Genomic DNA, 13,096 nt, shown 5'->3' on the forward strand with positions numbered 1-13,096 from the left:
AGCATTCCATACTTTTTGTTCATCTCTTCGCATGAGAGTTTCACTATATATTTTACACTTATTGCCGAAATTATCCTGCTTGAGTGCTCAAATTTGGAGTGAATTTAATATAATCTCTTTATATTTGTTCAGCAATAGCCTCTCCTCTTGATACTGCTTGTCCACCGTGGAAGCGTCGATTGCTTTCTTTTGCACTTTAAATTTTCCTCCCCCTATATTCAGTAAAATATCCATGCTTGCAAGTAATTGAAAATATTGAAATACCGTCTTTTCTAGTGTTATCGGTTCAATAAGGGGAAACTCGCGAATCACCAACTCCCCTTTTTTTACACGTCTTAGTAAAACTACTAATCCTTGTTTAATATGAACGGTTTGACCGATCTTGACACGGTAAAGCAAATCGGACCATAAATAATATTGCCATTCGACGGGATGGCTTCGAATCCAGATGCTATGTTTGACGGGAAGTCCTATGCAAGAATGAAGAAGTTGAGGATTTTGGCCGTTGAAATAAACGGTTTTCAAAAACGGATCACGGAAAGCTTTGGAATAACGAATTTTACGGCTGATCCACCGTCGTTTTTCCTCAAGCCACTGAGCCATGGTAAAACAGCGCGAGACACTCGGTTTACGTAGAGAGAACGGAAAAGCAAGCTGATCCATCAATAAGCTCACTTGTACGCCGAAAAATTTGACCGGCGAAAATGGAAAGAGGAAAAGATAAAAATGAAACATTTTCATTTCTGGTTGGAAGGCAGGAAACCAATACCCCCAGTGCGGTGAGTATTGAAAAAACATTTGTTGAAAAGAAGTAAAAGAAAAAAGACGAAAACGATCTTGTGAAACGGTCTGACCTCCGTAAATCCAAAGCGGCTTTAAGCCGTGTTTTCGATAAAAGTCCGTTCGTTTTTGAAAAAGAGAGACAGAAAGGGGAGAACACTGGATTTCAATTGCCAAAGGCGGATTTTTCAAAAGCAAATCGGGGCGCTGCTGAATGGAGGGTAAATAAGCTTCTAATTGGACATCGAGTCGTTGATTTCGAAGCCATTTATAAAGAAGAAGTTTGCTCGATAAATGCCGTTCCGATTCCCGCTCAGAAGAAGCAGGACATTTTTGGTTGGAAATATGAGCAAAATGAGGGATCTTCGTTGAACCGATTTTTAATGTGAGCGGAGAGCGGCAACAAGGGCAATAAAAACGTTTTTCCTTTTTCCATCGCTTTAATGCCTCCTTATCACGGCAAGACAATAAATGAACGGCTGTACCTTTTTCATCATAGGCAGTAAACACCTCTTCACCTCCTAACCTTTAGATTACGACATTCATGCTTCAAATCCCTGCGCCGTTTAAAAAACCGAAAAACCGTACAAAAAAACCGATTTCGTATGAAATCGGCATCATTTTGGACATACGGTTAAGAGAAATACTTTTGCAGTGTACGGAATACATCGTTTTCTATAATGACTTTTCCGTATTCCTCCAGAACATGGATCGTCGTATTGGTTTCTTTCCCAAATTCAAGCAAAATGCTTAAATAATTATCGATATCTTCTTCCGTAAACAATTCCTCAGGAAATTCGACATATACATAATATTTATCGTCATAGGCAAAAAGCTTTGTTTGCAAATCGTCCAGACCTGGCTGGGCAGCAAGTCCGATCAAGTCTTCAAAATCATTAAATACCAGCAAAAATTCTAAAGAATCTTCTTCATCACTGTCTAACGGTCGAATGTGGAAATGCTGGTCTAAAAGCTCTTCAAAACGCTCATCCATCGGGAATTCTCGTAGTTTCTCTTCTGGAATGGGCAATTCTAAACGTTGACCGTCTTTGGAGATTTGCGCTTTCGTCACTAAGATTTCAAGCCCTTTTTCCAAAGCTTGCACTTGGATCCAGAGCGGTCCTTCCACAGCGAAATCTTCTTCCTCATGCACTTCATCCATTACTTCCCAAAAGAGTTCTTCACTGCGTTCCCGGTTATACCAGATTTCTTCGCGGTCAAAACCTCTTTCTTCTATATCAACATACGAAATGTAAAACTTGACTGTATTTTCATTTATACGTTCTATGTCCATTGATTACCTCTCCCTTCTGGATATAAGGTGATGAAGGGACTGCACCCCCGAGCACTGCTCTGTTCGTTGGTGATTGCATTACAATTATTTTTACCTTGTACTTCTATTTTATGATAAAACATCAGGAAAGGGAAATAAAAATCCCTCCCAATACGAAAATTCCTTGCTTTGCCTAAAACATAATGAACTGTGTTTTGTCATTCTATCTAAAATTTTTAAAATATTCAAGTGGAAATGATTGATTTGACCTAAATGAATTTTCTTTTTTAGAAAGAACAACAAATTAGCAAAAAAACCGTTCGTTCCACACGCTTTAAAAAAGAATGATCCAATCTCTTCCCTTCTTTATATTCAAAAAGGGACAGGCATCCCCTGTCCCTTTTAAAAAATACTTGTTATGAGCGTTTTTTTCGACTTGCCACTATCAAGGCTATCAAAGAAAGAACAACAGCAGCGATCGACAGCACGACAGAAACCGTTTCTGCGGACGACCCATTGTGATCTGTTTGTTTTTTCTCATCAGAAAGAGATGTAACAGGTGAATCATGGTCGTGACCTTGCTCATCGGATTGCACCGTTTTTTGCGGCGATGCTGTAATTTCTGTTACAGAATGCGGTGTATCTGTGTTTTCCGCTCCTGTCCACTCCACAATGCTTCCATCCTTATAGTATTGATACGCATTCCACGCCACTTTCGTTTCCTTATCCGGATTCTTGGCGATAAATTGAAATTGCTCAAATTGTCCCGGCAATATTCCATTGCCTTTCGCTTCCCAAGTCACCGTATTGACTTTTCCGGAAGAATCTTTTTCTGTTTTTATATTCCAGTTTGGATCCGGCTGATAAGACTCAAACTCCACTCCTGCCGGTATTTTTAAAACCACTTTCGTTGTAGGAACATTTTTTTCAACCGGAATTTTGATCGTATACGTTTCCCATCCTCCCGGTGTGGATACTTTTGGATTCACTGTCACATGGGCGCTGGCCATGCCGTTGAAAAAGAAAAAGGTTGCCGCAAGCAACAAAGCCGTTTTACTGATCTTACGAATCCATTGTTTCATCTTAACCACTCCTTTTTATTTTTTATCGCTTATATAAAGTTGAAAATCAGCATCAATCGAATCAAACGTTTGGGTCAAACCATGAATGTGTATTTTCCAATCCCCTTCCATAGGGATCGTTCCAGTTACATAGCCGGATCCCATGGATTTGGTTGGTACTTGAATCGTTGTATTTCCCATATCCATATCTAATGAATTCAATGTCATCACCACTTGCTGAAGCCCTTGAACGGATTTCCCTTGATTATTAACAATATTGATATAAAATGAATTTTTCCCAACGTCAGCTGGGTCTACTTTCAAAGAAACTACATAGCCGTTTTCTGTTTTCTTCGTTTCATGAAAAGCTCCATTTGCCTCGAAGGCAGTAGGCATATTGGCCAACATGGCGGCAACAGCTAACGTCAAAATTCCGACGGAGAATTCTATCCAAACCGTTCGCCCTAATATTTTTTCTTTTTTTCTGCCTCGAACCCAATGATAAGCAGCAAACGCCATCATCACTAGAAATAAAAAGACTTTCGCCAGAAAAAAGCGGCCATATGTCGTTGAAATGACTGAATGCCAGTTAGGAATATGAATCGAGCCGCTGTAAAGTCCCGTTGCAAGAATAATCGCTGAAATGACCATACCCCAAACGGAAAAGCGATGAATGGCCTTCCAATAAGAAGACTTATGATCTTCTTGATCCTGTTGAGACAAACTGGCCGGCAACAGAAAACATATGGACAACAACGATCCGAGCCAAATCGATGCTGCGGCTAAATGGAGAAAGTCAGCCATTAACGCCAACAATCGATGTTCAGCTGTGGCCGCATGTCCAATGAATGCCTTTGTTAAAAGCAGTCCGAACCCCACCATCCAAGAAGCGATCAGCCAGCCGCTGCGGTCATGGCGCAAAGCCTTTATCAGAAAAAGATACAGAAAGATTAAAAGGATCCATTGCGCTAAAAAAACAGGTCCGAAATTCGTATAAAATAGTGTATTTTTGACATATGAAAACTGAAAAGCGTTCAACCAGCTTACATCGGCGGCCAATTTTGCCTGCAACGGCAAGGAAAGGAGGATGCTGACAGTTATTCCGACAGCCGATATCCAAACTAGCAAATTCCTGCGGCTGAGAAATGATTCGAGGCTATTTTTTTGAGGGGGCAAAATACATAACTGAAAAAAGATCACCCCGATCAATAGAGCATAACTCACATACTGCAGCCATCGAATTAAAATCATATCCGCTTTTGGAAAGTATCCTTTTGTTTCGTTTGCCAACGGTGCATTGCTTTGGCTTCCGTCTCCGATCCGGAATGGAATCGTCCCCTCCACAGGATGCCCATCGCCGGAAATCACTTTCCAACGGATCACGTATGTACCTTTTGGTAGATTCTTTTTTAAGCTGGCTGTCAATATAGAAGGATGGTTTTTCTCAACATGTCCGTCCCCCCTGTCGACTCTTTTTCCTTTCTCATCCAATACTTTCAATGAATGAAAAACGGGCTGTACGGCTTCATTAAACGTAATTTTTACATTAGCTGGTCCCTTATCCAATACCTCATTCTCTGACGGGGAAGATTGAATGATATAGGCATGAGCCTGCGACAACGAAGGATGAAAAACACACAGCATAAAAATAATGAATATCGCTAAACCGACTTTTATACTTTTCAAAGTCTCCAACTCCCAATGTGATCATGCCTTAATCGCAGCAGCTTGAGCTGAAACCTTTCATTTTTCGTTGAATATTTTGGATGGCTTCGTCAAAGGTATAAATTTGCCCGCCAAAACCAGTTTGAAATTGTCTAATTTGTTTCAGTGATTGAAAAACAAGGACTTGAGGATAGCAGCAATGCATATCAATATCGGCATCCATTAAATAGTAAGCTGTTTTAGCGCTGATAGTTGTATCGTTGAGAAAATCCTTGCAAAGAATTTGCGAAACGTCTTCTTCGATATCGTCATATCTCAACAGTCCGCAATGTGGACAGCAAGTTTCTTCAATACGCTGGTCCACCCTGATAATTTGGACGCTATGCCGGCTAGTGGATGTTTTATGACAATAAGAACAGATGTTGTGAGACGGTTGCGTCTCTTTTCGTATTGTAATCCCTCTCGAAGTTTTCACAATCTTTTTCTGATCCATTAATGCATTGATGTCCCTATAAACAGTCATTTCTGAAACGTTTAACCTCTTGCTTATTTCCGCTACACTTAAAAATTCTTCCGTCTCAAGCCATTTTACAATTTGCCGCTGTCTTTCAACCGGAATCATACAATTCCTCCTTCCTTTTCAAAGGTAGCTTTCTTTTCCCCACGTTTCAATATGTATGATCAAAAATATGTGAAAAAATGATGAAATTTTTTTATTTTCTAACATATTTTCACATAACTTTTTGTTTCAATCAACCATCATTCATTCTCCTTAAAAAAATCAGCTGTTAGATCCTTTTATTTTTCTCTTTCGAATCTTGAGTTTTCCAAAATCGAGTAGGAGGGAGCGATTAACTCCCGTCCTCTCACACCACCGTACGTACGGTTCCGTATACGGCGGTTCAATTAAGATAATTGACGCAAGTCTTTATAACTTCCGTGAATAGCTGTTCTCTTTATGCCAGTGGTCACTCCACCCTCCAAGAGGTCTCCCACGGGATTCACCGCTTCCTCCCTCAAGTGAGGTACTACGTTTTCTGTGTTCATCATGACTCACTGAATACCAAGGGCTATTCTCTCTTAATTGTTCGGTCCTTCTTAGTTGTTCTAGACCAACTAATACTATGACCTCTGCTGACTTCTGACGGTTCAGCTACTTATCACTAAGTAGGTTATGAAGAGTACTTCACATATCCGCCAGACCTCCCCGGGTAAGTACATGCACTTTCACACCATCTATCCGCCTCATTTACTCGATATGACCTTCGACAGAAAGAGCTTTGTTTTGTTATGCAAACTCACTCAATCATACCTAGCCTTATATGAGGTTCGTGTTCCTCGGACCGGTGTTTTGCCTCCAGCTTCCTTCAGATTCCGCGTCACCACGGACACCCTTGCTCTTGGCTAACCTCTACTTCTGTCTTCGGGGTTCGGGACTTACACCCTATAGTTCATGTACATGCCGGGCGCACATAAAAAAAGCACGCCTTTTTATCAGCATGCTTTAAAAAATGATTGTTTCATAATGGTTCTATTTATTTAATTCAACGATGGTACCTGTCTTCAAATACACAATCCATTCGCAAATATTTGTCACATAATCTCCGATTCGTTCCAAATGCTGAGCAGCAAGCAGGAGATGCGACGCTTGATGAATTTGTGATTGATTTTGTTTCATGTCTTCCACTAAATCTAATACAATCTGTGAAAAATAACGGTCTACCATGTCGTCCCTTTCGGACACTTTCACCGCCGTCAGCTCGTTTAAGGAAATATAGGCTTCAAGCACTTCGTGAACCATTTCTTTCACACATTCTGCCATTTGGGGGATTTTAATGAGCGGTTTTAAATAAATTTCATTTTCCAAACGGATGGTGATTTTTGCAATGCTCACTGCATGGTCAGCCATCCGTTCCAAATCGGTTGCCACTTTCAACATGGTCGCAATCTTCCTTAAATCAGTGCCAACCGGCTGCTGCGTTGCGATCAACTCAAAGCATTTCTTTTCAATTTCAATTTCATAATCATTGATCTTCGGATCGTTATGGATGACATTTGTTGCTTGCTCCGAATCTTTTTCGACCAGCGAATGCACGCTTTTAAAAATCGCTTCTTCCACCAGAAGTCCCATTTTTAACAACGTCTCATGCAGCTCCTGCAAACGAATTTCAAATAATTTTCTAGGCACTTTAGCCGAACCCCCTATCCTTTTTCTCGACCGCTTTTGTCCTGTCTGAAAAATAAATCATCCAAAACGACCGGAAATATAGTCTTCTGTCTCTTTTCTTTGTGGATTAGTAAAAATCGTTTCCGTATCGTTAAATTCAACAACTTGACCATTTAGGAAAAAGGCCGTTTCGTCCGAAACACGCGCCGCCTGTTGCATATTGTGCGTCACTATCACGATGGTGTAGGACTTTTTCAACTCTAAAATCAATTCTTCTATTTTAGCAGTAGAAATAGGGTCCAACGCGGAAGCTGGTTCATCCATTAAAATGATCTCCGGTTCGACCGCAAGCACCCTCGCTATCACCAAACGCTGCTGTTGTCCACCTGAAAGCCCCATAGCTGAAGTATGAAGACGGTCTTTAACCTCATCCCATAAAGCAGCATATCGAAGACTTTTTTCCACTATTTCATCTAAGTCGCGAGTCTTTTTTATTCCATGGATCTTCGGTCCATAGGCAACATTGTCATAAATGGACATAGGAAACGGATTGGGCCGTTGGAATACCATGCCGACACGTTTCCTTAATTGAACGACATCAGTTTTAGGGCTGTATATTGGTTTGCCTTCAATGATGATATCCCCTTCGACGCGAAATCCGGCTATTTGATCGTTCATACGGTTCAAAGTACGCAAAAAAGTGGATTTGCCGCATCCGGATGGACCAATCAGTGCAGTAATATGATGTTTTTTCACTTCAAAATGAATGTTTTTCAACGCATGGAAGTCACCATAATAAACATTGACATTTCGGGCCTGAATAATGGATTGTTGTTGGGTCGCAATGGCCATCTTCTTCTCTCCTCCGATTGAAACTTTAACCGAAATTTCCAGTAATATAGTCTTCCGTTTGCTTCTTTTTCGGGTTTGTAAAAAGTTCTGTTGTTTCCCCGAATTCAACGAGTTCCCCCATATAAAAGAAGGCCGTATAATCGGAAATCCGTGCGGCTTGCTGCATATTGTGCGTCACAATGATCACCGTGTAATCTTTTTTCAATTCTTCGATTAATTCTTCTACCTTGCCCGTTGAAACAGGATCAAGTGCCGAAGCCGGTTCATCCAGCAATAAAACGTCTGGCTCCATTGCTAAAGCTCTTGCTATGCATAACCGTTGCTGCTGGCCTCCTGATAAAGCCAACGCGGAACGATGAAGCCGGTCCTTCACTTCATCCCACAATGCTGCTTTCCGTAAGCTTTTTTCAACGATTTCCTCTAACAGCTGTTTATTTTTGACGCCATGGTGCTTCGGTCCGAAAGCCACATTCTCAAAAATGGATTTAGCAAAAGGATTAGGCCGTTGAAATACCATTCCAATCCTTTTCCGGATATCAAATACATTCGCTTGCGGATGATTTAAATCGATGCCTCTGTATAAAATTTCTCCTTCTATTCTGCATCCGGGAATTTCATCATTCATACGGTTTAAACTTCGCAAATAGGTGGATTTGCCGCATCCGGATGGACCGATAAGAGCCGTTACCCGATTTTCCATAAAAGAGGCGCTGACATTCTTGATCGCCAGATGGTTTCCGTAAAAAACACGTAAACTATTCGTTTTTAAAACGACGTTTTCACTCTTTAATTGATTTTCAGAACTGCTGTCGGGGACTGTCATTTTCATAACTCCTGAGCGAACGTTGCTGCTCGCTTTATTTTCTTTCATCAGTGTTGTCGTCGCCATTCTGTTCTTCCTCCCTTAGCTTGATGTCATCCGCCGATAAATTCTTTTTCCAATCCAACGGGCGCTGACATTAAAGACTAATATAAATAACACAAGTACAGCAGAAGCCCCGCTAGATACGGCATTAACATCCGGTATCACCGCTTCGCCGTTTACTTTCCAAATATGGACAGCCAGAGTTTCAGCAGGACGCAGCGGATTTAACGGAGAGGTTGGGCTGAATGGATTCCAATTGGTAAAATCCAGATTAGGAGAACTCATTCCTGCGGTATAAATGAGAGCGGCCGCTTCACCGAAAACTCTTCCTGATGCCAAAATAATACCGGTAATGATTCCAGGCAGTGCAGCCGGCAGCAAGACGTGTTTAATCGTTTCCCATTTGGAAACGCCGAGGGCTAGACCTGCTTCTCTTTGTGAAGATGGAACTCCCCTTATCGAATCTTCCACTACCCGCACCATAAGAGGCAAATTAAACAATGTTAATGCTAATGCACCGGATAAGATGGAAAATCCCCAGCCCATCGAAATAACAAAAAAGAGAAAACCAAACAATCCTACTACGATGGACGGTAAAGACGATAGTACTTCGATGACCGTTCTCAAAATATTCGTCCATATATTTTTTTTCGCATATTCCGCCATGTAAATTCCGGCACCAAGTGACAGAGGGATACTAATGAGCATCGTCAACACCAGTAGATAAAGTGAGTTAAACAACTGAGGTCCAATTCCGCCGCCCGCTTGAAAACTTTCCGGAGGCGATGTAATAAAATGCCAGGAAATATGCGAAAGACCTTTTAGCAATATATAACCAAGAAGCCCTGCCAACAGAAGCACGAGCAATAGCGCGATGATATAAAATACAACCGTTGCTACACGATCAGCTATTTTCGCTTTCATTCAAAAGTCCTCCTGCGTCCCAAAATCCTTACAATCATAATAAAAATTAAAGACATCAATAATAAGATAAGCGCCAAAGTCCACAATGCATTATTCTCCACTTGGCCCATAACGGTATTTCCCATACCCATTGTCAAAATACTCGTCAAGGTGGAAGCTGGTTCCATCAACGATTTTGGAATCACGGCCGAGTTTCCGATGACCATTTGAACAGCCAAAGCTTCTCCAAACGCTCGAGCCATTCCAAAAATCATAGCCGTCAAAATGCCAGGGCGCGCTGTCCTGAGTACTACCTTATAAATGGTTTGCCATCTTGTGGCCCCCAATGCGAGCGATGCTTCCCTTAACGAAGCCGGAACCGCCAGAATGGCATCCACCGATAAACTCATCATCGTCGGCAAAATCATGACGGTCAATACGATCGTCGCCGCGGCAATACCAAATCCACTGCCTGAAAAATGATCTCTTAAAAAAGGTACTACCAAGCTTAAGCCAGTAAATCCATAAACAACGGAAGGAATACCGACCAATAATTCAATGACTGGCTGCAAAATTCTTTTCCCAAATTTCGGGGAAATTTCCGTCATAAACACAGCCCCGCCAATAGCAAATGGAGCGCAAATTAAAGCAGAAAACAGCGTGACGGCAAACGATCCTGCAATCATCGGCAATGCGCCGACTACCGGTTTCCCTTCCTTATCCAGCTTCCCCGGATCCCAATCTTTTCCAAAAAGAAAGTCGGTAATGCTTGCTTTATTGATGACAAACGTGCTCAATCCTTTTGATGTCACAAAATACAAAATAGAGGCCGCCACAAAAACCATAAAGGCGACGCATAAAAGTGTCACCATTCTCCCGCGCCGCTCAATCCATATTTTTGATTTCGCACGAGCACTCTTCATTTTTGTCCACTCAACTACTCTGTCGCTCAATTCGGTTTCCCCTTTCCAATACAAGTAAGAAAAAGGGAGAGACCCCATACCCGTCAAGTTAGCGGTATAAAATTTTTTAGGATGATACGCATGTTCGAAAAATCAATCAAAGGATGAAGAGAAAACCAAATGCTGGGCATGCCAAATAACCCTCAAGAAGAGGGTTATTTGGCAATTATATCCATGACCCACACTACCATATCCCCAATTTCTTTAAAAGATCCGATACCGTTTCCTCTCCTTTCCTTCGGTCTTTCCTCGCGTGTTTCCTTAACAGAGACAGGAGAGATGGAAGGGCGGTTTCCATCGCTTGGGGATGCAAAAGAAACCGATGCCAATACGATTGGAGGATATTAAGCGCTTTCCATTCACTGATCTCGATTCCCTCCCGTTGATGCCAATACCTTCGGGCTTGGAACAGAAGAGTCTGCGTGACTAAAATGGCAATCAATGTCCCATATAAGTGGCATTCGAATCGTTCCTTCTTCATCTTTTTGACACGGTCAAGATCAAATAAGGATTTCCAGCCCTTAAATAACAGCTCCACTTGCCAGCGCAGCGAATACAGCTCATAAACTTGTTGCGCATCAAACGATTCTTGTGGTAAATTGGTCAGTAAGATGTGATATTTCTTTTGTTCAAGGGTTTGGCGTGACAGCGCCTTCCCTTTCTTTTTTTCCTTTTTCCGCACGTACGCCAGCCGTTTTTCCCATTCTTCCGCCGTGAGACGGCGAAAAATCAGACGCGGAACATACAGGCGTTGGTGTCCGATATACACGTGTTCCACTTCCACGGCTTCCCCCTCGCCCAATCGATTTCCTATCGATTCCCAATCCCATTCGTGCCACTCCCCGTCCTGCTTGATATAGACTTTGATATCGGAACGCAACCGGGTAATATAATAAGCACCTCGAGCATCAATCTCCGCCAGCGTGGCGAGTGAAAAAAACCCCAGATCCCGAATGCAAAGGTCATTCGGTAAAATCGTGTGCTGGGTATGATAAGCAAAACGGGCATCGGAATCATTGGCCTGTTGGACGCACAGCTGAAGACAGGTTCCCGATAACAGCTCATACTCAAATTGGATTTTGGCGCCAGATGAAACCGAACCTTGATAGTCCTCACCATAGTCGGTCGGAAGTAAAAAACTGGTAGAGTCTAAGATCCGCAGACGGGTGAAACAAGCGCGATACGTTTCGGTGATGGAAGAGAGTGCCGGACGTTGATGCATCAGGAGAGTAAAAAAGACCTCTTTTAAAAACGCCACGGCACGAGGCGTAAACCGCTGATTCAGTCCTTCATTCGAGAGAGAGCAATCATGCCAGAGCGCCAAATCGGCACACAACCGCTGAAGCGACTGACAGGCGAGCGATCCGTCTCCCCAAGCACATAGCGTCAGAAAGGCTTCCGCTGTTAATGAACGCTGCCGCTGAATGAATCCGACTTTCCGTGCCAGACGAGTCAGTTCTTCATAGGAGAAGAGTTGACGAATCGTTTTTATCCATGCCTTCATCTTTTTTTCCATCAAAAAATAATCCTTTCCAACGATGATTTTCGTTAGAAAGGATACCATGTTTTTGGCGCTGAAAAAAGATCAAATTCTTAACTTGATGGCTATGGGGAGAGACCCCCCAAAAATTATTTTTGGGTGATCGTTCCCTTTGCATCACGTTCAACTTTCATTCCGGATACCGGTATATAACCTAATTTTTTAACAAGGCTGTTTTGAACATCATCGGACATCATATAATCAAGAAAATCTTTTGTTAATCCGGTTGGTTCGCCATTTGTATACATATGTTCATATGCCCAGATTTTCCATTTTCCTGATTCTACATTTTGTTCCGTCGGTTCAACCCCGTCCACTTTTAAAGCAGTCATTTGATCGTTGAAGTAAGAAAATGCTAAATAACTAATTGCTCCTGGAGTTTCGCTAACGATTTTTTGAACCGTTCCGGAAGAATCTTGTTCTTGGGATTTAATCGGTGTTGCTCCATCCAATGCCGTTTTTTCAAACACAGCTCTTGTTCCAGATCCTTCTGCACGGTTGATGACAACGATTTTTTGATCTTTACCGCCAACTTCTTTCCAGTTTTTCACTTTTCCAGTAAAGATGTCGATTAATTGTTTTTTCGTCAGATTATCTACACCCACATCTTTATTGGCAACGGGTCCCATTCCTACAACAGCGACTTTATGATCAACTAGTTTGCTGGCGTCAATACCGTCTTTTTCTTCAGCAAACACGTCGGAGTTCCCAATATCGACAGCACCTTCTTGCACTTTGCTTAAGCCTGTTCCGCTCCCTCCGCCTTGTACATTGATCGTTGTACCGGAGTTTTTATTCATATAATCAGTAGCTGCTTCTTGTACAAGAGGTTGTAACGCAGTAGATCCTACCGCCGTAATGGAACCAGATTGAGCTGTTCCATTGTTATTGTCGGTTTTGCTAGGAGTGCCGGCATCCTTATTTGAATTGTTGCCGCATCCTGCTGCCGCGAAGGCAAATAGCAGTACCATTGTAAACAATGCGATAAATCTTTTTCTCATTTTTTTTCCCCCTATGAATTAATAAGG

At 42.0% G+C, this 13,096-nt stretch carries 12 protein-coding genes; all 12 read right to left on the reverse strand.

Annotated elements, in window-relative coordinates; genetic code table 11:
* Positions 1-87: 87 nt before the first annotated feature.
* Positions 88-1,290, reverse strand: coding sequence for a competence protein CoiA (locus tag N1I86_RS03950; RefSeq protein ID WP_341095067.1), 1,203 nt, complete (start codon positions 1,288-1,290; stop codon positions 88-90).
* A gap of 124 nt (positions 1,291-1,414) precedes the next feature.
* Entirely contained in the window at positions 1,415-2,074 is a 660-nt protein-coding gene (mecA, locus tag N1I86_RS03955) for an adaptor protein MecA (RefSeq protein ID WP_270584462.1), read from the reverse strand.
* A 395-nt stretch (positions 2,075-2,469) separates the two neighbouring features.
* Positions 2,470-3,135, reverse strand: a complete 666-nt coding sequence (locus N1I86_RS03960) for a YcnI family copper-binding membrane protein (RefSeq protein WP_270584463.1) — start codon at positions 3,133-3,135, stop codon at positions 2,470-2,472.
* Between the two features lie 15 nt (positions 3,136-3,150).
* The gene (locus N1I86_RS03965; protein WP_341095069.1) at positions 3,151-4,800 is read right to left on the reverse strand and encodes a copper resistance CopC/CopD family protein; all 1,650 of its coding nucleotides are present in this window, start codon (positions 4,798-4,800) and stop codon (positions 3,151-3,153) included.
* A gap of 28 nt (positions 4,801-4,828) precedes the next feature.
* A complete protein-coding gene (locus N1I86_RS03970; RefSeq protein WP_327797940.1) occupies positions 4,829-5,401 on the reverse strand; it encodes a DeoR family transcriptional regulator in 573 nt (190 codons plus the stop codon).
* A 909-nt stretch (positions 5,402-6,310) separates the two neighbouring features.
* The gene (gene phoU / locus N1I86_RS03975) at positions 6,311-6,967 is read right to left on the reverse strand and encodes a phosphate signaling complex protein PhoU (protein WP_003353664.1); all 657 of its coding nucleotides are present in this window, start codon (positions 6,965-6,967) and stop codon (positions 6,311-6,313) included.
* A gap of 57 nt (positions 6,968-7,024) precedes the next feature.
* Positions 7,025-7,798: a phosphate ABC transporter ATP-binding protein PstB gene (gene pstB, locus N1I86_RS03980; RefSeq protein ID WP_341095072.1), complete on the reverse strand. Its 774-nt coding sequence runs from the start codon at positions 7,796-7,798 to the stop codon at positions 7,025-7,027.
* Positions 7,799-7,823: 25 nt separating this feature from the next.
* Positions 7,824-8,627: a phosphate ABC transporter ATP-binding protein PstB gene (pstB, locus tag N1I86_RS03985; protein WP_340404574.1), complete on the reverse strand. Its 804-nt coding sequence runs from the start codon at positions 8,625-8,627 to the stop codon at positions 7,824-7,826.
* A 75-nt stretch (positions 8,628-8,702) separates the two neighbouring features.
* A complete protein-coding gene (gene pstA / locus N1I86_RS03990) occupies positions 8,703-9,587 on the reverse strand; it encodes a phosphate ABC transporter permease PstA (RefSeq protein WP_270584391.1) in 885 nt (294 codons plus the stop codon).
* Positions 9,584-10,489: a phosphate ABC transporter permease subunit PstC gene (gene pstC, locus N1I86_RS03995; RefSeq protein ID WP_327803843.1), complete on the reverse strand. Its 906-nt coding sequence runs from the start codon at positions 10,487-10,489 to the stop codon at positions 9,584-9,586. The genes pstA and pstC overlap by 4 nt, the downstream gene beginning before the upstream one ends.
* A 223-nt stretch (positions 10,490-10,712) precedes the next feature.
* Complete coding sequence (locus N1I86_RS04000; protein WP_341094487.1) at positions 10,713-12,044, reverse strand: IS4 family transposase; 1,332 nt, start codon at positions 12,042-12,044, stop codon at positions 10,713-10,715.
* Between the two features lie 113 nt (positions 12,045-12,157).
* On the reverse strand, positions 12,158-13,069 hold the full coding sequence (locus tag N1I86_RS04005; RefSeq protein WP_270584390.1) for a phosphate ABC transporter substrate-binding protein PstS family protein: 912 nt from the start codon (positions 13,067-13,069) through the stop codon (positions 12,158-12,160).
* Positions 13,070-13,096: the final 27 nt, after the last annotated feature.

The sequence above is a fragment of the Bacillus sp. FSL W8-0116 genome (genome assembly GCF_038003825.1).
Lineage (GTDB): Bacteria > Bacillota > Bacilli > Bacillales > DSM-4216 > Bacillus_O > Bacillus_O smithii.